This is a genomic window from Enterobacter sp. WI-ESBL-E8 (assembly GCF_053364895.1).
The window spans coordinates 2,440,322-2,459,564 of the sequence record NZ_JBRWXJ010000001.1 but is presented as its reverse complement, the minus strand read 5'-3'; the positions used below and the strand labels follow the sequence as shown (position 1 = coordinate 2,459,564).

19 protein-coding genes are annotated in these 19,243 nt (G+C 59.4%); 7 read left to right on the top strand and 12 right to left on the bottom strand.

The window, feature by feature from the left end:
- Nucleotides 1-16 precede the first annotated feature (16 nt).
- From ACWHWP_RS11835 to sad, 6 genes are all read right to left on the bottom strand, one after another.
- Complete coding sequence (locus ACWHWP_RS11835) at nucleotides 17-982, bottom strand: sensor domain-containing diguanylate cyclase (protein ID WP_059310098.1); 966 nt, start codon at nucleotides 980-982, stop codon at nucleotides 17-19.
- 99 nt (nucleotides 983-1,081) lie between these two features.
- Nucleotides 1,082-2,530, bottom strand: a complete 1,449-nt coding sequence (locus ACWHWP_RS11830; protein ID WP_447855637.1) for a diguanylate cyclase domain-containing protein — start codon at nucleotides 2,528-2,530, stop codon at nucleotides 1,082-1,084.
- A gap of 107 nt (nucleotides 2,531-2,637) precedes the next feature.
- A complete protein-coding gene (locus ACWHWP_RS11825) occupies nucleotides 2,638-3,000 on the bottom strand; it encodes a DUF4186 domain-containing protein (RefSeq protein ID WP_059310100.1) in 363 nt (120 codons plus the stop codon).
- Nucleotides 3,000-3,926, bottom strand: coding sequence for a glutaminase B (gene glsB, locus ACWHWP_RS11820; protein ID WP_059310101.1), 927 nt, complete (start codon nucleotides 3,924-3,926; stop codon nucleotides 3,000-3,002). Before glsB ends, ACWHWP_RS11825 begins: the two co-directional genes overlap by 1 nt.
- A gap of 62 nt (nucleotides 3,927-3,988) precedes the next feature.
- Nucleotides 3,989-5,578: a methyl-accepting chemotaxis protein gene (locus ACWHWP_RS11815; protein ID WP_447855636.1), complete on the bottom strand. Its 1,590-nt coding sequence runs from the start codon at nucleotides 5,576-5,578 to the stop codon at nucleotides 3,989-3,991.
- Between the two features lie 107 nt (nucleotides 5,579-5,685).
- On the bottom strand, nucleotides 5,686-7,074 hold the full coding sequence (gene sad / locus ACWHWP_RS11810) for a succinate-semialdehyde dehydrogenase (RefSeq protein ID WP_447855635.1): 1,389 nt from the start codon (nucleotides 7,072-7,074) through the stop codon (nucleotides 5,686-5,688).
- A 98-nt stretch (nucleotides 7,075-7,172) separates the two neighbouring features.
- Here sad and ptrR point away from each other — a divergent pair, with 98 nt between their 5' ends.
- Complete coding sequence (ptrR, locus tag ACWHWP_RS11805; RefSeq protein ID WP_059310103.1) at nucleotides 7,173-8,051, top strand: putrescine utilization regulator PtrR; 879 nt, start codon at nucleotides 7,173-7,175, stop codon at nucleotides 8,049-8,051.
- On the opposite strand, the gene ACWHWP_RS11800 is transcribed toward ptrR, so the two are convergent.
- From ACWHWP_RS11800 to dtnK, 4 genes are all read right to left on the bottom strand, one after another.
- Complete coding sequence (locus ACWHWP_RS11800; RefSeq protein WP_063428187.1) at nucleotides 8,005-8,487, bottom strand: GNAT family N-acetyltransferase; 483 nt, start codon at nucleotides 8,485-8,487, stop codon at nucleotides 8,005-8,007. The genes ptrR and ACWHWP_RS11800 overlap by 47 nt on opposite strands.
- A 71-nt stretch (nucleotides 8,488-8,558) precedes the next feature.
- Nucleotides 8,559-9,320, bottom strand: a complete 762-nt coding sequence (locus tag ACWHWP_RS11795; RefSeq protein ID WP_028017416.1) for a DeoR/GlpR family DNA-binding transcription regulator — start codon at nucleotides 9,318-9,320, stop codon at nucleotides 8,559-8,561.
- A 1-nt stretch (nucleotide 9,321) separates the two neighbouring features.
- Nucleotides 9,322-10,308, bottom strand: a complete 987-nt coding sequence (locus ACWHWP_RS11790) for a D-threonate 4-phosphate dehydrogenase (protein ID WP_447855634.1) — start codon at nucleotides 10,306-10,308, stop codon at nucleotides 9,322-9,324.
- The gene (gene dtnK / locus ACWHWP_RS11785; RefSeq protein ID WP_447855633.1) at nucleotides 10,301-11,518 is read right to left on the bottom strand and encodes a D-threonate kinase; all 1,218 of its coding nucleotides are present in this window, start codon (nucleotides 11,516-11,518) and stop codon (nucleotides 10,301-10,303) included. The genes ACWHWP_RS11790 and dtnK overlap by 8 nt, the downstream gene beginning before the upstream one ends.
- Before the next feature lie 173 nt (nucleotides 11,519-11,691).
- Between dtnK and ACWHWP_RS11780 the strand changes: the two genes are divergently transcribed.
- From ACWHWP_RS11780 to ACWHWP_RS11755, 6 genes are all read left to right on the top strand, one after another.
- Entirely contained in the window at nucleotides 11,692-12,834 is a 1,143-nt protein-coding gene (locus tag ACWHWP_RS11780) for an iron-containing alcohol dehydrogenase (protein WP_447855632.1), read from the top strand.
- Between the two features lie 17 nt (nucleotides 12,835-12,851).
- Nucleotides 12,852-13,736: a dihydrodipicolinate synthase family protein gene (locus tag ACWHWP_RS11775; protein ID WP_447855631.1), complete on the top strand. Its 885-nt coding sequence runs from the start codon at nucleotides 12,852-12,854 to the stop codon at nucleotides 13,734-13,736.
- Between the two features lie 76 nt (nucleotides 13,737-13,812).
- Nucleotides 13,813-15,225, top strand: a complete 1,413-nt coding sequence (locus ACWHWP_RS11770; protein WP_264438671.1) for a sodium:solute symporter family protein — start codon at nucleotides 13,813-13,815, stop codon at nucleotides 15,223-15,225.
- Between the two features lies 1 nt (nucleotide 15,226).
- A complete protein-coding gene (locus ACWHWP_RS11765) occupies nucleotides 15,227-16,390 on the top strand; it encodes a sialidase family protein (protein ID WP_447855630.1) in 1,164 nt (387 codons plus the stop codon).
- Nucleotides 16,387-16,857, top strand: coding sequence for a YhcH/YjgK/YiaL family protein (locus tag ACWHWP_RS11760; protein ID WP_447855629.1), 471 nt, complete (start codon nucleotides 16,387-16,389; stop codon nucleotides 16,855-16,857). Before ACWHWP_RS11765 ends, ACWHWP_RS11760 begins: the two co-directional genes overlap by 4 nt.
- Before the next feature lies 1 nt (nucleotide 16,858).
- The gene (locus tag ACWHWP_RS11755; RefSeq protein WP_447855628.1) at nucleotides 16,859-17,536 is read left to right on the top strand and encodes an SDR family NAD(P)-dependent oxidoreductase; all 678 of its coding nucleotides are present in this window, start codon (nucleotides 16,859-16,861) and stop codon (nucleotides 17,534-17,536) included.
- Here the strand turns inward: ACWHWP_RS11755 and ACWHWP_RS11750 are convergent.
- Both ACWHWP_RS11750 and ACWHWP_RS11745 read right to left on the bottom strand, forming a co-directional pair.
- Nucleotides 17,533-18,324 (bottom strand): PhzF family phenazine biosynthesis protein, encoded by a 792-nt coding sequence (locus ACWHWP_RS11750; protein WP_447855627.1) that lies wholly within the window; start codon nucleotides 18,322-18,324, stop codon nucleotides 17,533-17,535. The genes ACWHWP_RS11755 and ACWHWP_RS11750 overlap by 4 nt on opposite strands.
- A 27-nt stretch (nucleotides 18,325-18,351) precedes the next feature.
- Nucleotides 18,352-19,140, bottom strand: coding sequence for a PhzF family phenazine biosynthesis protein (locus tag ACWHWP_RS11745; protein ID WP_447855626.1), 789 nt, complete (start codon nucleotides 19,138-19,140; stop codon nucleotides 18,352-18,354).
- Between the last annotated feature and the right edge of the window lie 103 nt (nucleotides 19,141-19,243).

Genomic DNA, 19,243 nt, shown 5'->3' with positions numbered 1-19,243 from the left:
ATAGGCTTTTATTATGTCAACGGGACCGCTGGCGCTGCTGCTTCATGGCATACATCTTGTCATCGGCATCCTTCAGCCACTGGTGAAGATCGTTACCGTTATGATCGAATTCACTCAGCCCCCATGAGAACAGCAGCGACCACGGGTGAAGCTTCCGGGCGTTGTAGTTTTCCACCTGCTCGGCAAGATACTGCATCGCAATCCAGGCGCCCTGCTCGTCGGTATCCGCAAACAGCACGGCGAACTCATCTCCGCCGTAGCGCACCAGCAGATCAGCCTCGCGGAAGGAGGCGCGCATCAGCTGCGCCATGACCTTCAGCGCCTTATCCCCTTCCTTGTGGCCGTAGCGATCGTTAATTTCCTTGAAGCGATCCAAATCCAACCAGGCGAGCGTTAGCGGCTCAGCCCGGCGTCGGGCAACGGAAAGCGTGAATCTCACGAGCTGATTAAAGCCGCGACGGTTGAATAACCCGGTTAACTCATCCGTGGTCGCCGCGCTGATTGCGGCAAATTCATCTTCGGCCAGCGCGCTAAGATCGCCCAGAACGGCAAGATCGGCCGCGGAAAATTCCCGGGGCGCGTAATCAATCAGACACAGCGAGCCCACGCTTGCGCCATCGCGCAAGCGCAGCGGGAAGCCCGCATAGAAACGCACGCGAGGTTCACCGGCCACCAGCGGATTATCCGCAAAACGATCGTCCTGCAGCATATCCCCAACCACCAGCGGTGCTTCGGTGAGGATCGTATGGCCGCAAAACGAGATGTTACGCGGAACGGTGTCGGGCGCCTGACCGTCGGCCGACTTCACGATCAGTGAATGCTCGTCAATGAGGTTGACCATCGCCAGGGGTACCTGGAAGAAGCGTTTCGCCAGGCGCGTGAGCCGGTCGAATGCCGGGGAACTGTCGATCTCAAGTAGGCCCGATTCGCGCAGTGAATTCAGTCGGTCCTTTTCATTTTCAGGGGTTGCAGGTGCTTTCATAATGTCTCCTGACGTAAAGCTTTACTAAAAGCGTAGCTTAAACAGAGACATTGTCAGTGTGTTAAGCCGCTTACTATTCACGTCAATGCCTTATGACGATTAACGCAGCTCTGTTTCGCTCCCGGCGGGCGCAGCAACGTGCTCGTCCGATACCCGGGCGCTGGTGCGGTTTCGACCCGCTTTTTTTGAACGATAAAGATGATCGTCCGCTTCGGTCATCAACGCGTTGAAGACCTCGGTCAACTGCCATGACTCAGACTTTCCGCTCCCGAGGCCAATACTCACCGTAAGATGGAGCGTTTGCTGACGCCATGTAAAAGGATGATTGGCAACGGTCGTTCTGATACGTTCAGCCAGCGCGTAGCCGCTTTGCGCATCGCCAGAGTTGACCACCACTGCGAACTCTTCTCCGCCCATGCGCGCGACCATTCCGTCTTCCCCGACCACCTGCTGAACCTGGCGGGCAAACGACGCCAGTACGCGGTCCCCACACTCGTGGCCGTAGTTATCATTAATGCTTTTGAAGTAATCGATATCCAGCAGCATGACGGTCAGAAAACGCGAATGGCGGTGCGACTCTTCATGCTTAAGCGCCTCATAAAGCCCGGAGCGCGAATAGACGTGCGTTAAGAAGTCATAATCCGCCCGCAGCGAAACCTGGCGGATAAGTGAATTAATCGCTGCCATGCTCACGGACACCATCACCGGGCAGATCGCCATCGTGGCAATACCCAGCCGGGCTGAGAACATCATGGGGGTCGTAAACGGCGTCGCCACGGCAATGTTGATTACCGAGTTGGCGACCAGAATGATTTCAACTGCTCCCGTGATAAACGTCAGCAGGCAGGTCGCAGGCAGCGAGTAGCGAACCGCACACCAGATAAGCGCGGGCAGCGGAAAGGCGAGACTCCCCGCCCCGCCAATCACCACCGACGCGGCCACCGAGACGAGCAGCGCAATAACCGGTAACAGCTGCTCCAGACGTAGCCTGAATTCACGCACGGGCATGCCTATAGTGAGCATACACGGCACCACCAGCACGCCGGTTGAGAACTGCTCGCTAAACCAGTCGGCAAACAGCGGCCAGAAGGTATGACTGTCGATCCCGACCGACCCTACCGCGCCGAGCAGCGCGCAAAGCAGCGCCGCTATCAGGCAGTAGTTAAACAGGCGTAACGCGTTAAGCGGATCGGGGGTTTTCTTCAACAGCCGCCTGTCGCGCTGAACCAGCACGGCGACCACGACGATAAAGATCATGTTAGACAGGTTAATCACCACCGAGGCCATACCCCAGTTGGTCGTCACCGCGTCGTACAACAGCATCGCGACATAGCACACCGTATAGTAATGCAGACGATTCAGGTAAACATAGCGGGCGAAGATCCCTGCCATCACGCCATTCAGCGGCCAGAACAGCGACAAGGCCTCAACCAGCCGGAGTTCCGCACCCACAAAATAGAATAAGGTGGTGAGAATAAAGATCGTCGCTGCATTACGCAGCGGCGCGTCCGGTTGAAAGAACCTGAAGGCAGTGAGAGCAGAACGCATTAAATATCATTCCATATGATAGCTTATGGCAATTATTGCGGTCGTCAGCGTTGTCGGGACTAACTTAGGATGCATCTATAACACAATTACAACAGGAGCATAACTCGTCAAATTTGGGTGTTCATCTGTAACACCAGCCAATGGTGGATCACGCCGACGATGTAATGCTGCTGTTGCGCCGTGAGTGCAACCCCCGCCGGAATGCTGTGCCACTTAGCCAGGCAGCCCCGACAGCAGGTGGCCGTAGCGTGCTGGGCGATAAACACCGGATGACCGCGCATGGGAGTCTGCTTACCGTCGTTTGCGGGGTGTGCAGGCGCAAGGCGCTTTTCGACAAAATCAGCGGCATGCTGGTCAATGGTGTCGGGGCCTTTGTCCCAGCAGTACCGGCGTTCCTTCTCGCCTAAGCGAAAGCGCGAACGAAAGGTCGATCGCGCCAGGCGGGAAAAGAGAGGATCCAAATCAGACATCAGTATACGGACCGCCCCAGACGCTGGGTCAGTTTCTCCAGAACCGCCACGCCGGCGAGTGAATTTCCCGTTTCATCCAGCTCCGGGCTCCAGACCGCAATCGCCATTTCATGCGGCACAATCGCCACGACCCCGCCGCCGACGCCCGATTTCGCCGGTAAGCCGACGCGCCAGGCAAACTCCCCGGCGTTTTGATACATCCCGCTGGTTGCCATCAGCGCGTTAACCTGGCGGGCCTGTAGCGGTGATACCACTTCCTGATCGAGATGCGGCGCGTGCCCCTGGTGCGCCAGGAACAGAAACGTTTGAGCCAGCTCAACGCAGCTCATTTTCAGGGCGCAGTAATGGAAGTAGTTTTGCAGCACGGTCGCCACGTCGTTATGGAAGTTGCCGAAGGATTTCATCAGCCACGCGATGGCCGCGTTACGGGCGGAGTGTTCAAACTCAGAGCGTGCCACCAGCGGGTCGTAGGCAATATCGTCAACGCCCGAAAGCTGGCGAACAATTTCAAGCATGCGCTGGCGCGGCGCGCTGAGGCGGCTTTGCAGCATGTCGCAGACCACCAGCGCCCCGGCGTTAATAAACGGGTTTCGCGGTTTGCCCTGTTCGATTTCGAGCTGGAGCAGTGAGTTAAAAGGCTGGCCGGAAGGATCTTTGCCCACGCGCTGCCAGATCTCGTCTTCTTCATACTGGCGCATCGCCGCAACCAGACTCAGCACCTTAGAAATGGACTGAATGGAAAAACGTTCTGCCGCATCGCCGGCCTGGAACCGCTGTCCGTCGATGGTACAGATAGCAATCCCCAGCTTATTCCCGCTGACCGAGGCAAGGGCCGGAATATAGTCGGCAACCTTCCCCTTTCCCAATAACGGACGAACCTGCGCCAGAATCTCGTCCAGCATCTCATTATGGATGACCGCAGCCACACTTTGCTCCTTGCCCTCAGGCTAAAACGGGCTGCGAGTATAACAGAGGCTTATGTATTGCGTCAGGCGCTAAGACGAAAACGCGAAACGGCCTGCAATAAAAGATCGGATTGCTTTTGCAGACGTTCCGAGGCCTCCGAGGCGTCAGAGACCAGCCTGTCCGTCTGGCGTGAGACCTGATTCAGCGCCTGAAGCTGACGCGTCATCTGATGAATACTCTCCCCCTGGCTGAGCGTGGCGGTGGAGATCTCATTCAGCAAACTGCTTAAATTGCCCACCAGACCGGTGACCTGCTGCAAATTCTCCTCCATCAGGGTAACGGCGCGGGAGCCGTCCTCAATGCCCTGCAGGGAGCGGTTGATCAACGCCTGGATGGTCTGCGTCGAGTGGCTGCTCTTTCTGGCTAACAGTCCGACCTCCCGGGCGACGACGGCAAAGCCGCGCCCCTGGTTTCCGGCATGGGCAGCCTCAATGGCGGCGTTCAGCGCCAGGATGTTCGTCTGAAACGCGACGCTGTCGATCATCGCCACGATCCCGCGCATCTCTGAAGATCGGTCGACGATCGCCTGCATCGACGCATTCACGGTAGACATCATTTGGTCGCCGCCCGCAGCAGCCTGACGCGCTTCATCCGCCCGCGAGCTGGCGAGCCGGGCATAGCCGGTGTTCCCTTCCACATGGGTTTCCAGCGCCGCGATATGCGCCGTTACGTCCTCCAGCTCTTTCGCCTGGCGCGCCGACTGCTGGTACAGCTTCTGGTTACCCTGCGCGAGGGCGCCAATGTTCTCCACCATGGTGGCGGTCGCATGGCTAACCTGGGTTACCAGCTGCTGCAGGCCGTGCTGCATGGTGGCAATACTGTCGCTAAGCTGCCCGACTTCCCGGTTAAAGCGCCTGACGTCCGGCGGCGTGGCGGAGAGATCCCCCGCCGCCAGCTGGTTAATATGCGCAATGAGCCGGCGCAGCGGCGTAATCACCCACCGGGACATGCCAAACCAGACGGCAGCGGCGATGGCCAGCAGGAGCACCGGCGCAAACATAAATAACGTTTGCAGCCCGGAGAGCTGCGCCATCAGGCTTTGACGCCCCTGCATGGCCTGCTTCTCGCTTGCCTGCTGATAGCGCGCATAGTTGTCGTTAAAATCAGTCTGAAAAGCCTGAGACGGTACGGCAAAAAAAGCGTCGATGGTGTTGGTTTTCATCAGCCCTTGCGCCTGCTCCTCGATCGCGCCGTAGAAAAGCTGATAGCTGTTCACCAGGGCATCGTCTTTCGGCGGGTTCAGCGCCAGCCAGGCCTTCCACGCCTGCTGAGAAACCGCCAGCGCCTTTTGCGCGTCATCCATCAGGCTGTGCCAGCTTCCGTCGGAGCCGGTCTCTTTATCCTGCATAAACCAGACGCCGGCGCGGTTAAGCAGATCGCTTGCGGCCAGAAGGGAGACGCGGGCCAGATCCAGCCTGCTCTGCTGCTGCCAGGCCAGCAGATTGCGCTGCTCGTTGCGCTGGGCTTCGTTCAGGGAGGCGTTAAGCAGGAATGACGAGGAAAGCTGCAGCGCGGAGAAAAGGCCAATGATACAAAAGATACCCGTCAGCAGGCCAAAACGACGAGGAGTGAGACGCTGCGCAATACGGCGAAAAATTTGCGTTAGGTTCATGATTTTCTTCATTAACAATGCGTTAGACGCGTGGGAGTCTACGAAATGAAAATGACAGAACCATTGCAGAGAAATGACAACGGCCCTCGTGATGAGGGCCGAATAAATTACACGCGATCCTTCCACACCGTCTGCACGTTGCAGAACTCGTGAAGGCCAAAGTGGGAAAGCTCGCGGCCAAAGCCGCTTTTCTTGACGCCACCGAAGGCAACGCGCGCGTCGCTGGCGCTATAGCCGTTGATAAACACGCCGCCGCACTCCAGCTCGCGCGAGAATTTATCCGCAAGGGCTGCGTCAGCGGTAAAGACGGTGGCAGACAGGCCAAAGTCGCTATCGTTGGCAAGCGTCAGGGCGTGCTCCGCGTCTTTCGCAACCGTAATGGCCGCGACCGGGCCAAACAGCTCCTGGCGGAAGGCGGTCATCTCAGGCGTCACGTTGCCGAGCACGGTCGGGGCGTAATAATTGCCCTCACCGCTGATTTTCTCCCCGCCCAGCAGCAGCGTTGCCCCTTCTGCCAGCGTGGCCTGCACCTGCTGATGCAGTTCATCCCGTAGGTCGTAACGCGCCATCGGGCCAATAAAGTGCTCTTCCCGATCCGGTGCGCCCAGCTTCAGCGCAGAAATGGCCTCGACAAAACGTTGGGTAAAGGTCTCTGCGATACCCTCCTCGACGATAAAACGCTTCGCCGCGGCGCACACCTGCCCGGTATTCTGGTAGCGCCCCGCCACCGCCGCCTTCACGGCAAGATCGAGGTCGGCATCGTTGAGAACGATAAACGGATCGGAACCCCCCAGCTCAAGCACGCATTTTTTCAGCGCAGCCCCGGCCTGCGCGCCAATTGCCGCGCCGGCACGCACGCTGCCGGTGACGGTCACCGCCGCAATACGCCGGTCGTTAATCGCCTGGCTGACGCCGTCATTGGTGGCATTCACCCAGCCAAAAACGCCGGCCGGAATACCGGCGTCAGCCGCTATCTGCGCAATCAGTTCGGCCGAGCCGAGCACGTTTGGCGCGTGCTTGAGCAGATAGCTGTTTCCCGCCAGCAGGATGGGCACCGCGCCGCGCAGCACCTGCCAGAGCGGGAAGTTCCACGGCATCACCGCGAGAATCGGCCCCAGGGGACGGTATTCAATCACCGCGTTATGGTTTTCCACCAGCGTGGGTTCCGCACGCAGCATCGCCGGGCCGTGCTCGGCATACCAGTCGCACAGCGCGGCGGATTTTGCCACTTCCGCCCGCGCCTGCAGGATGGGTTTTCCCATTTCACGGGAAATCGTCTGCGCCATCTCTTCAGCGCGGTTTCGCAGCGCGGCGCCGAGATCGCGCAGCTTCTGCGCCCTGTGGGAAACGCTTTCGCGACGCCACTGGCGATACCCCGCGTCGGCCTGAGAAATGGCGCGTTCAACCTCTTCCGGCGTCGCCCACGGATACGCGGCGAGGGTTTCACCCGTTGCCGGGTTAACAGAGAGGGCATGTGTAGCAGATGAATAAGTCATGTTGTTCTCCACGTATTTCGGTTGATTGATTGTGGTCCACTCTGCTATTTCTTAAAAATGAATAATATTAACCACCTTGTTCACGAAACGAGAATGCTATGGACTTAACCCAGCTTGAAATGTTTAACGCTGTCGCGCAGACGGGCAGCATCACTCAGGCGGCGCAGAAGGTGCATCGCGTGCCGTCCAACCTGACGACCCGCATCCGCCAGCTGGAAGCTGACCTGGGCGTTGAGCTGTTTATTCGTGAGAACCAGCGTTTGCGTTTATCCCCCGCCGGGCATAACTTCCTGCGCTACAGCAGGCAGATCCTCGCCCTGGTGGATGAGGCGCGCATGGTCGTGGCAGGCGATGAACCGCAGGGGTTATTTGCCCTCGGCGCGCTGGAGAGTACCGCCGCCGTGCGCATCCCTGAAACGCTGGCGCTGTTTAACCAGCGCTACCCGCGCATTCAGTTTGCCCTTTCTACCGGGCCATCCGGGACGATGATTGACGGGGTGCTGGAGGGAACCTTAAGCGCCGCCTTTGTGGACGGGCCTCTGTCGCACCCGGAGCTGGAGGGTATGCCGGTCTACCGGGAAGAGATGATGTTGGTCACGCCTGCCGGGCAGGCGGAAGTCTCACGCGCCGCAGAGGTCAGCGGCAGCGACGTTTACGCCTTTCGCGCGAACTGCTCGTACCGTCGACACCTGGAAAGCTGGTTTCATGCGGACAGATCCACGCCCGGCCGCATTCACGAGATGGAGTCCTATCACGGCATGCTCGCCTGCGTTATTGCGGGTGCGGGCATCGCGCTGATGCCGCGCTCGATGCTGGAAAGTATGCCGGGACACCATCAGGTTGAAGCCTGGCCGCTGGCGGAAAACTGGCGCTGGCTCACCACCTGGCTGGTGTGGCGGCGCGGGGCGATGACCCGCCAGCTGGAAGCCTTTATAGCGCTGCTAAACGAACGTCTACAACCAGCGCCTTCTCCATAAACAGGCTGAGCGGATCGTCAACGTACGGGGCAAACGCCGGGCGCATTTCGTATCCGCACTGCTCGTAAAGTCGCACCGCGGCGCGCTGTTTGATGCCCGTCTCCAGCCGTACCGTATGGCAATGACGGCTCAGGGCCTCATCTTCCAGGGCGGCCAGCAGCGTCTCGCCGAGGTGCTGCCCACGATGAGCCGGATCGATGTAGACCCGCTTCATCTCCCCCGTTCCGTCGCCGTTGAGCACGATGGCCCCGCAGCCGACCGCCTGAAGCTGCTGGTCGCGAATGACCATCAGGATAAGCGAGGCTTCCGGCAGCGCAGCCAGGTCGAGCAGATGATTGCTTTCGGCGGGATAGAGTTCGCTCTGGTAGCGGTCAAGCGCCGCGATCAGGGTGAGAATGTCCGGATGACGTGCAGATGCAGAGGAAATGGAATACATGGCAGGCTCCTTGCTAGTTTATTTTTAACATAGCGCAGGCCTGCCGGGGTGCTTCATAGTATTAACTTATGTCATGACGCCAGCGTCAGCGGGATATCCAGCGCCCGAAGCTGCGCCTGCGTCGTTTCATCCAGCCTGCCGTCGGTGACGATATCCGTGAGGGTATTGAGATGCGCCACGTTAAACAGCGACCAGGCTCCGTACTTGGAGCTGTCCGCCAGCAGCACGCGACGTTTTGCATTGGCAAGTAAATCACGCTTCAGCGCGGCCTTCTCTTCCGTTGGCGAGGTTATGCCGCGGGTGATATCCCAGCCGTTGCAGCTGACAAAAGCCACGTCCGGCCAGACGTTTTGCAGCAGGCGACGCCCGTGTTCACCGATGCAGGACTGGCTCGAGTCATCAATGCGCCCGCCGATGATCGTCACCTCAATCTGGCGGAACTCCGAGAGAAACAGCGCGATGTGCAGGTCGCTGGTGATCACGCGAAGCGGCAGATGCGTCAGCTGGCGCGCGAGTTCAATCATCGTGGTACCGGCATCAAGCACAATGGCGTCACCCGCCTTAACGAAGCTCGCGGCCGCGCTGGCGATGGCGTGTTTCTCCGCCAGGCTGCGCTGCATTTTTTCATGCGTCGTGGGCTGGGAAGGAATAAACCGGTTGAGGGTGACCCCGCCATGGGTACGGCTGATCACCCCTTCCTGATCGAGCTTGATCAAGTCCCGGCGAATCGTCGCCGGCGAGGCATCGGTAATCGCCACCAGCTGATCCACCGTCACCAGATTGTGCCCTTTCAGGTAATCCATTATCTGCTCTAACCGGTTATATCCCTTCATATCATTCCCGTGTGATTTGCATAGCCAACTGAATAGACACCGTCATGCTCTCAGACTTGGCTTTACCGGTCCATGCAATATCGAACGCGGTTCCGTGGTCTGCAGAGGTACGGATAAACGGCAAGCCGGCGGTGATGTTCACCCCGTCGTAAAAGCCGAGCAATTTTAGCGGAATATGCCCCTGATCGTGATACATCGCAACGACCATGTCATACATTCCTTCGTGGCATTGCATAAATACCGTATCCGGCGGACACGGTCCGGTGACGTTTAACCCCTGCGCTTTCATCGCCGCAACGGCCGGGGCGACAATCTTGATCTCTTCATCACCAAACAGGCCGTTCTCCCCCGCATGCGGGTTAACGCCGGCAACCGCGATGCGAGGATGCTCAAACCCGACGCGCTTGAGGAAGCTATCCGCAATGCCAATCACGGTTTTTACCCGATCCTGATTGAGCGTATCAAGGAATTTGCGCAGCGCAATGTGGGTGGTGATGTGAATCACCTTCAGCTTATCGGTATACAGCACCATGGCGTAATCTTTGCTGTTGGTCAGATGCGCCAGCAGCTCGGTATGCCCCGGATAAAGGTGACCGGCCAGGTGTAGTGCCTCTTTGTTCAGGGGCGCCGTTGCAATTGCTTTCACCTCGCCCGCCATCGCCAGCTCGGTGGCGCGCTTCACGCAGCGATAGGCCAGATCCCCTGCCGCAGCCTGCACGACGCCCGGCTGGAGCGCATCGGGTTCCGCAAGCGGTTCGTCAAGCACGTTGATCACGCCAGGGGCAAAACGCGCGTCGCTCACCGCGTCGATAATCCGCATATCCGCCTGCCCGGCGATCCCTTTCTCCAGCACCCGCTGCAGCGTTCTGGCACAGCCCACCACCACCACGGGCGCCCCTGACAGCTCGCCCCCGGTGAGGGATTTGATAATGATTTCCGGGCCAATGCCGGCCGGGTCACCCATGGTTACAGCGATGATTTTAGTCACTCAGTCTCTCCTCGATAAAATGCAAAACCTCAAGCAGCGTCTCTTCCTTTCCGAAGCCCCCTGCTTTGGTCATTACCGGCCGCTGCCAGCTACAGCCCAGAAATTGTCCGACCGGTACGCACCGTGCGATGCACCCGGTGATTTCAAACCCGCGGGCATCCAGTGCCCTTGCGACGGCCATCGCCACATCGCCACCGGAGACGTACAGCGCGTCCGGCTCGTGCACCGCAAGCACCTGTCGGGTCAGCTCGCCTAAAAACGTACAGATCTTTTCGCCCAGGCCCGCGCGGGTGACGTGATGCTGCAGGCAGAGCTGCTCCACCTGATGGCGAGCCTCGAGGCCCGCGCAGGTATGTACGATGCAGTGATGCCCAGCCTGGAGCACCCGCGCAATTTCTTCGATATAACTGGCCGCGTCGCTGCGCAAAGCGTCATTCACATCAATGAATACCGACGTGACGCCCCTCTTGCCTTTAGCCCGCGTAATTTGTCGTTGAGCGATCTCACTCATCGAGCCCACCACGGCCAGCAGCTGTTTGCGTCGCGCCGGAGCCAGATGGCGGGCCAGCGCATCGCACAGCCCGGCCGAGCCCACCAGCAGCGGGGTCTGCGCGCAGCCCAGCGCGGCGGCGATAATAGCGTCCAGCTCCTCGTCGGTCTGCGCATCAACGATGATCCACTCCGTTCCCTGCGCCAGTTCGGCTGTCAGCGTTTCCACGGTCACGTTTTTAACGCTCACGTCGGTAAACAGGTCAGCTATAGCGGCAGACGGGACGGGCGTTTTGGGATCGCTGGCAAATTCGGTTTCATTCACCGGAATGCCGTTTACCAGACACCTGCCGTGCCGCGTGATGCGCCCTGCCGCAGGGTATGCCGGGGCCACGATCGCCTGGCGCTTGCCGCTTAACGCCTTCAGGGCTTGTGCTTCCGCCCCCGCGTTGCCGCGCAGCGTGGAATCCATCTTTTTGATGAGCCAGCGGGCATCTTCGATATCCGCCCCGAGCGCGGCCACCTTTTCCGCCGCCTGCGATGCCCGCAGCGCCCGGGAATCGGTGTTGACGATCAGCGCATCGGTCGGCTGGGTAAAAGGCGTATGAAACGCCACGCTGACTTTTTTGCCGCACAGCGCCAGGCTGACGCCGGCATCGTTAGCGCCGGTAAAGTCATCCGCGACGACTACCACCTCTCTGTATAGATTGTTCACTTTCATCCCCACTCCGGGTTCGCCTTTCCTGTTAATGATTATATTCAATCATGATTGATTATATGTGAGCAAGATCAAGTTAATCAGTTTGCGAATAAATTATAAATTTAGCCACACAATGACCATGAAGCGTCTTATTTGAGCGAAATCAATCATGGACACAGAGACAGGAGAAAAGCGTGGTAACAATCAACAGCACCATTATTAGCGGCGCGAATGCCATCGCCGCCATCAGGCCGTTACTGAATGATAAAGCGCAGCTTTTGCTGGTGACGGACGGTAATATTGCGCGTCTGGAGGCGGCAAAGCAGATCCGCGCAATCCTCGAAGAGAACGGCCGCCGCGTCACGATTATCGACACGGTGCCGCCTGAACCCTCCCACCACGACGTGAGCCAGCTGCTCGCCGGGCTAACGGGAACGTTTGGGCTGGTCGTCGGGCTCGGCGGGGGTAGCGTCCTGGATGTGGCCAAGCTGCTTTCCGTGCTCTGCCATCCGCAGTCACCGGGGCTGGAGAGCCTGCTGGCGGGCACAAAACCCGTGGCGCGCATCCCCTCGCTGCTGATCCCGGCCACGGCAGGAACCGGATCGGAAGCCACGCCGAACGCCATTCTGGCTATCCCGGAGCAAAACACGAAGGTGGGCATTATCTCCCACGTCCTGTTGCCCGATTACGTCGCTCTGCTGCCGGAGCTGACGACCAGCATGCCCGCGCACATTGCCTCATCCACCGGGATTGATGCCCTGTGCCATTTGATTGAGTGTTTCACCTCAACGGTCGCCAACCCGGTCAGCGATAACGTCGCGCTGATGGGCCTGTCAAAGCTGCTCAACAACATTGAAACGGCCTGTGCCGAACCGGGCAACCTGCTGGCGAAGCTGGAGATGCTGTGGGCGTCTTACTACGGCGGAGCCGCCATTGCGCACGCCGGCACGCATCTGGTTCACGCCCTTTCCTATCCGCTCGGCGGCAAATATCACCTGCCGCACGGCGTCGCCAACGCCATTCTGCTGGCGCCCTGCATGCGAGCGGTGCGTCCACACTGCGTGACGAAATTTGCGCAGGTCTGGGATTTGGTGCCCGGCGCGGAGACGTCGCTGTCAGACGAGGAGAAATCCCACGCGCTGGTGGATTACTTTGCCGCGCTGGTGCGCAGGCTCAACCTGCCGGACAACCTGGAGACGCTGGGTGTCCCGCGCGAGGACATCGCCGCACTGAGCGATGCGGCCCTTAACGTTAAGCGGCTAATGAACAACGCCCCGTGCCAGGTGAACCATGACGAAGTGCAGGCAATTTACCGGACGCTGTTTCCCCAACATTAATATCGAAGGAGTGAGAAATGCGAAACACAATCAGGGGCGTGCTGACGGCCATCGTGACCCCCTTTGACGCGGAAGGCGCGCTGAATCTGTCGGGCCTTAAGCGGCAGATTGACCGTCAGCTCAGCGCGGGCAACGGCATCTTCTGCGGCGGCACCAACGGCGAGTTCTTCGTGCTGAACGAAGAGGAAAAAATCGCCGTCACCCGTACCTGCGTAGAAACTGTTGCCGGGCGCGCACCGGTCGTGGCGCACATTGGGGAAATCTCAACCCGCGACACCATCCGTCTGGGGAAACAGATCGCCGCCCTGGGCGTCGATGCCGTATCCGTCATTACCCCTTACTTCGTGCCTCTAAAGCAGGCAGAGCTTGTCGCGCACTACACCGCGATCGCCGACGCGCTGACCGTACCGGTATTTCTGTACAACATACCGGCCCGTACCGGCAACACCATAGAGCCCGCCACCGCACGCGCCCTGGCCGAACATCCCAACATCATCGGCATCAAGGACAGCGCCGGGAGCTACGAGAGCCTGCGCGGATTCCTCAATGCGGTAAGCGACGTTGACGGGTTCGACGTGCTCAACGGTCCGGACTCGCTGATCCACCAGGGCTTCGTTGACGGCTGTTCGGCCTGCATTTCCGGGCTGGCGAACGTGGCGCCGGCGGCCATCAACGCCATCTGGTCCCGCTTTAACGCGGGTGATATCGAGGGTTCCCGCCTGGCGCAGGAGAGCGTCACGCAGCTGCGCACCGATCTGTACAGCGTGGCGTTTTCGCCTGCCGCCGTCAAAAAAGCGCTGCAGCTCATGGGAGAAGAGGTCGGCGAAAGCCGCTATGCCGTGGCGTTTAACGATAAGCAGCTTGCAGAGATACGTCGAATAGTGACAACGTCACGCATTTAACCGGCGTGGGTTTCGTCCATAAGAATACCGGGTGCCTGAGGTGCCCAGGATTCACTCGCCCTGAAGAGAGGCAAAGATGAATAATTTTACCGCTGAAGATACCCTGATCATCGTGGGCATAGTCATTGCCTACATCCTGTTCACCACCTGGCTGACCTTTCGGATCCGCAGTAAAAACTCCGGGGACTTTATGGAAGGCTCCCGCGCGATGCCAGCGTTTATCGTCGGGATCCTGCTGATGTCCGAGTATATCGGCGCTAAATCCACCATCGGCACCGCGCAGGCGGCGTTTGAAGACGGGTTCGCCGCGTCGTGGTCCGTAATCGGGGCCGCGATTGGCTTCCCGCTCTTTGGCCTGTTGCTGGTAAAGCGCATCTACAACACCGGGAAAATCACCATCTCGGGTGCGATTGCTGAAAAATACGGTAACAGCACCAAAAACATTATCTCCATCATCATGATCTACGCCCTGCTGCTGGTTAACGTGGGAAACTACGTCAGCGGCGCGGCGGCCATTTCCACGGTACTTAAAGTGAATCTTCCCGTGGCTGCCTTTATTACGGCTATTGTCAGTACCTTCTATTTCGCCTTTGGCGGCATGAAGGGCGTGGCCTGGGTTACGGTACTGCACAGCGCGCTGAAATACTTCGGCATCCTCGCCATCATGGGCTTTGCGCTGTCGAAAACCGGCGGTTTTACGCCGATGATTGAAAACATGCCGGACTTCTACTGGACCTGGGATGGCAACATCGGCGCGACGACCATTTTCGCGTGGCTGATTGGCACCATCGGCTCCATCTTCTGTACCCAGTTTGTCATTCAGGCGATTTCCTCCACCAAAGACGTGAAATCCGCCAAACGCTCAACCTGGGTCGCCTTCTTCTTCTGCCTGCCGATTGCGCTGGCCATCGCGGTAATTGGCGTGGCGGCAAAATACCTGCACCCGGAGATCGACAGCCTCTATGCGATGCCGATTTTCCTGCAGGATATGAACCCGTGGCTGGCCGGCCTGGTGACCACCTCTCTGGTGGCGTCCATCTTCGTCAGCGTCAGTACCGTTGCGCTGGCCATCGCCTCCCTGGTGGTCAAAGACTTTTACGTGCCGATGCGCAACCCGACGCCCGAGCAGGAGTTTAAGGCCACCCGCTGGATCTCCCTGCTGATTGGTTTCCTGCCGCTGATTTTTGTGCTGCTGGTCCCTGAAGTGCTGAAGCTCTCGTTCTTTACCCGCGCCATTCGCCTGTCGATTTCCGTGGTGGCCGTGATCGCGTTTTACGCCCCGTTCTTCCGCAGCACCCGCGGTGCCAATGCGGGTCTGATTGGCGCCTGCGTTGTGACCTCGGTCTGGTATCTGCTGGGCGATCCTTTCGGCATCAACAATATGTATATCGCCCTGATAACCCCAGCCGTCATCATGGCCATCGACCGCCTCATTCCGGGAAAAGCGCAGGGTAAAGCGCCAACCCCCGCTCAAAATAATGGAGTCTGATATGTCTGTAACCGTAACCCGCGACGGGATTCTTCGCCCGCAACAGGATGCTCACGTGAAGGCCGCCATGCTGCCTTCCTCTTGCCCACAAAACCACGCGGCGAACCTGCTGCCTCTGCCGGACGGCTCGCTGATGTGCGTCTGGTTTGGCGGTACCCAGGAAGGCATTGCGGATATCTCCGTATGGGGTTCACGCCTGGCGCCGGGCAGCCAGCAGTGGAGCGAAGCGGTAAAACTGTCGGACGATGCCACGCGTTCCGAACAAAACCCGGTTCTGTTCCTGGCCCCGGACAACGTGCTGTGGCTGCTGTGGACCGCGCAGGTTTCCGGGAATCAGGACACGGCCATCGTGCGCTATCGCCAGTCCAGCGATCTGGGTAAAACCTGGGGGGATATCGCGACCCTGCTCGATAAGCCGGGCACGTTTATCCGCCAGCCGATTGTCGTGCTGGACAACGGCAGCTGGCTGCTGCCGTTGTTTTACTGCCGCACGCGGCCGGGCGAGAAATGGGTCGGCAATGACGACATCAGCGCGGTAAAAATCTCCAGAGACGGTGGCAAAACGTGGCGCGACGTCGAGGTGCCGGAGAGCCTGGGCTGCGTGCATATGAACATCACCCCGCTTCGCAACGGCACCCTGGTGGCGCTGTTCCGCAGCCGCTGGGCGGACAATATTTATTACAGCCAGTCAACGGATAACGGTGAAAGCTGGTCCGTACCGGAGCCCACGGAGCTACCCAATAACAACTCGTCTATCCAGGTGACCACGCTTGCGAGCGGTGAGCTGGCGCTGGTCTTTAACGCCATGAGCGCCGCCGGCGCGCGGGAACGTCGCGCCTCGCTATATGATGAAATAGACGATGGCGACGGGCGCAAGGAGCCGGTTGTCACCCACGGTCGGGCTGCCTTCTGGGGCGCACCGCGCGCGCCGATGACCGTCGCCATTTCGCCGGACGGCGGGAAAAGCTGGCCGTGGCAACGTCATCTGGACGAGGGGGATGGCTACTGCATGACCAACAACTCGCTGGAAAAGCTCAACCGCGAATTCTCCTATCCCAGCATCAAGCAGGGTCCTGAAGGGGATCTGCATATCGCGTACACGTACTTCCGCCAGGCCATCAAATACGTGCGGGTGACGCCAGAATGGGTCAAGGAGACAGTATGATTATCGGACATCTCAACGCCCTGCCGCTGGCAGGGCTCCCGCCGGCGCTGTACGCCCTGCTTTCGCGCCCGGACTGTACGCTTAAGGCGCTCAGCGAACGCGATGACGGGCGCTGGCAGCCAGACGATGCGCCATGGTTTTGCCACGTCGGCCCGGCGCAAACCCAGCCGCGTGCCGAGCGGCACACGGAGTATCATCATCAGTGGGCGGATATCCAAATCGTGTTAGCCGGTGAAGAATACATTTACGCTGGCGCGCTTCCCGCAGGCAGGCCGGGTGACGAAGAGCGCAAGCCGGATCTCTTTATTGCTTCATCCGCCGAACACAGCGTCAGGATACGCCTGGCCGCGGGCGACTTTGCGGTGTTTTGTCCCGGTGAACCTCACCAGGCGCTGTGCGCCGCAGAGGCACCGATGACCGTGCGCAAAGCGGTGTTTAAAATTCCGCGCGCGATGCTGGAGGTCTGACATGCGCCACGCCGTCGTTACCGGAGCCAGCTCCGGAATTGGGGAGGCCATCGTTAAGCGTTTGCTGGCGGAGGGCTGGCAGGTCACCGGGCTCAGCCGACGGGCCGTGATGCCGGATACCCCCGGATTCACCTGCCTTCGCGTTGATATCACCGACCCGGACGCGCTGAGCAGCGCCCTGCACACCATCGCTACGCCCCGGGCGGTGATCCATGCCGCCGGGATGATGGCCGCCGCGCCGCTGGGCCAGCTGGAAAGCCGCGTTAGCGCGTCACTGTGGCAGCTCCACGTTCTGGCCTGTGAGGCGTTGTTTAACCATTTTGCCCCCGCAATGGCCCCGGGTGGACGACTGGTGGCGATAGGCAGCAGAACCTCCAGCGGGGCAGCAGGACGATCGCAGTATGTTGCCACCAAAGCGGCGATGGTGGGGATGGTCAGAAGCTGGGCGGCGGAACTGGCTCCTCGCGGGATCACCGCTAACGTGGTCGCGCCGGGCGCCACCCAAACGCCGATGCTCAGCGCGCCCGGGCGGGAAACCTCGCCCCCCAAATGTCCGCCAATCGGGCGTCTCATCGCGCCTGAGGAGGTGGCGGGAGTGGTGAATTTCTTGCTTAGCGACGACGCCGCCGCCATCACCGGCCAGGAGATGGTGATATGCGGCGGCGCCTCACTCGGCTAGCGCAGATAGATGCGCCCTTTCAGATACAGCGTCGCCTGGCCGCCAATCAGCACGCGGTCGCCCTTCAGCTCGCAGCGCAGGTCCCCGCCACGGTACGACACCTGGCGGGCGTTCAGTGACGTTTTACCCAGCTTTTCGCTCCAGTAGGGGATCAGCATGCTGTGGGCAGACCCGGTGACCGGATCTTCCGGCACCCCTTCTCCCGGGCAGAAGAAGCGACTGACGAAGTCATACTGCTCTCCAGGCGCCGTCACGCAGACCATTTTATCCAGCGGAAGCATCGCACCAATATCCGGCGTTAACGCTTCCACCTGCTGCTGGCTCTCCAGTACGACCATGTAATCGCGTCCAACGCGCACCTCTTTCGCCTCTGTGATGCCCAGCGCGCTAAGCAGCACCACGGGTGGGTTTTCGACAGGCTCCGTCGTCCACGCGGGGAAGTTCAGCGTCAGCCAGTCGCCGCTGCGTTTTACGGTCAGTTCGCCGACAAAGCGCGTGGTGAAGGTGATTTCGGTATGCGGATAATCAAGGTATTCGAAAATGACGTGTGATGCGGCAAGCGTGGCATGGCCGCAGAGGTTAATTTCATCCAGCGTGGTGAACCAGCGCAGCTCAAACCCGCCGTCGGTGCGCACGAAAAAGGCAGTTTCAGACTGGTTATGCTGCTGCGCCATTTTGAGCAGCGTCTCGTCAGGCAGCCACTCTTCCAGAGGACATACCGCTGCGGCGTTGCCGCCGAAGGTTTTGTCGCTGAAGGCATCCACCAGATAAAAATCAATTTCCTGCATTGTCTCTTCCTCTCTTGTTATGGCTATTTAGCGCAGAAAAACTGTGCCTTTCAGATAAAGCGTGGCCTGCCCGCCCATCAGCACGCGCGAGCCTTTCAGTTCGCAGCGTATATCGCCGCCTCGCGCTGAAACCTGGCGGGCAAACAGCGTCGTTTTACCCAGCTTCTCGCTCCAGTAGGGGATCAGCATCGTGTGCGCGGAGCCGGTAACCGGGTCTTCCGGCACGGATACGCCCGGGGAGAAAAAGCGGCTGACAAAATCGTATTCCCCCTCACCGCGCGCCGTAACGCTCACCTTATGCTCGCCAGGCGTCATTGCCGAAAAGCGCGGCGCGAGGGCTTCAACCTGCTGGCGATTGTCCAGAACAATCAGCCAGGCGCGCCCTTTACGGGCCTCAACGTAGCGGCTGATGCCCAGCGCCGAGAGCATCTCCGGCGGGGGCGTCTCTTCCTGGGGTGGGCATGCCGGGAAGTCCAGCGTCATCCACTCCCCCTCCCGGCTGACCGTCAGGCGACCAGACGCGGTATCGAAGTGGATCCGCGAATCGGGGTAGTCCAGCTCGCTAAACAGGACATGCGCCGCCGCGAGCGTAGCGTGGCCGCAGAGGTTGACTTCGGTAAGCGTGGTAAACCAGCGTAGCTCAATGCCGCCTTTGCTGCAGACGAAAAAGGCCGTCTCTGACTGATTATGCTGCTGCGCCAGTTTCAGCAAGGTCTCGTCGGGTAACCATTCCTTGAGCGGGCAAACGGCGGCCGGATTGCCGCCAAACGAGGTCTCGCTGAACGCATCGACCAGATAAAAATCAATCTCCTGCATTGTCTTACCGCCTGTTTTTATTGTGTTGTTCTTCTATATTCAATGAAAACAGCGTCCCCGGCTACCGCTTTCATAAGGTAAATATTGAGATCTGCATCACATA

Excerpts from the sequence above, each read along its gene's own strand:
- ACWHWP_RS11745 (WP_447855626.1), bottom strand. The coding sequence starts at position 19,140 with ATGCAGGAGATTGATTTTTATCTGGTCGATGCGTTCAGCGAGACCTCG.
- ACWHWP_RS11815 (WP_447855636.1), bottom strand. The coding sequence starts at position 5,578 with ATGAACCTAACGCAAATTTTTCGCCGTATTGCGCAGCGTCTCACTCCT.
- ACWHWP_RS11795 (WP_028017416.1), bottom strand. The coding sequence starts at position 9,320 with ATGAAGGGATATAACCGGTTAGAGCAGATAATGGATTACCTGAAAGGG.
- sad (WP_447855635.1), bottom strand. The coding sequence starts at position 7,074 with ATGACTTATTCATCTGCTACACATGCCCTCTCTGTTAACCCGGCAACG.
- ACWHWP_RS11800 (WP_063428187.1), bottom strand. The coding sequence starts at position 8,487 with ATGTATTCCATTTCCTCTGCATCTGCACGTCATCCGGACATTCTCACC.
- ACWHWP_RS11825 (WP_059310100.1), bottom strand. The coding sequence starts at position 3,000 with ATGTCTGATTTGGATCCTCTCTTTTCCCGCCTGGCGCGATCGACCTTT.
- dtnK (WP_447855633.1), bottom strand. The coding sequence starts at position 11,518 with ATGAAAGTGAACAATCTATACAGAGAGGTGGTAGTCGTCGCGGATGAC.
- ACWHWP_RS11760 (WP_447855629.1), top strand. The coding sequence starts at position 16,387 with ATGATTATCGGACATCTCAACGCCCTGCCGCTGGCAGGGCTCCCGCCG.
- ACWHWP_RS11830 (WP_447855637.1), bottom strand. The coding sequence starts at position 2,530 with ATGCGTTCTGCTCTCACTGCCTTCAGGTTCTTTCAACCGGACGCGCCG.
- ACWHWP_RS11835 (WP_059310098.1), bottom strand. The coding sequence starts at position 982 with ATGAAAGCACCTGCAACCCCTGAAAATGAAAAGGACCGACTGAATTCA.
- ACWHWP_RS11770 (WP_264438671.1), top strand. The coding sequence starts at position 13,813 with ATGAATAATTTTACCGCTGAAGATACCCTGATCATCGTGGGCATAGTC.
- ptrR (WP_059310103.1), top strand. The coding sequence starts at position 7,173 with ATGGACTTAACCCAGCTTGAAATGTTTAACGCTGTCGCGCAGACGGGC.
- ACWHWP_RS11765 (WP_447855630.1), top strand. The coding sequence starts at position 15,227 with ATGTCTGTAACCGTAACCCGCGACGGGATTCTTCGCCCGCAACAGGAT.
- ACWHWP_RS11775 (WP_447855631.1), top strand. The coding sequence starts at position 12,852 with ATGCGAAACACAATCAGGGGCGTGCTGACGGCCATCGTGACCCCCTTT.
- ACWHWP_RS11755 (WP_447855628.1), top strand. The coding sequence starts at position 16,859 with ATGCGCCACGCCGTCGTTACCGGAGCCAGCTCCGGAATTGGGGAGGCC.
- ACWHWP_RS11750 (WP_447855627.1), bottom strand. The coding sequence starts at position 18,324 with ATGCAGGAAATTGATTTTTATCTGGTGGATGCCTTCAGCGACAAAACC.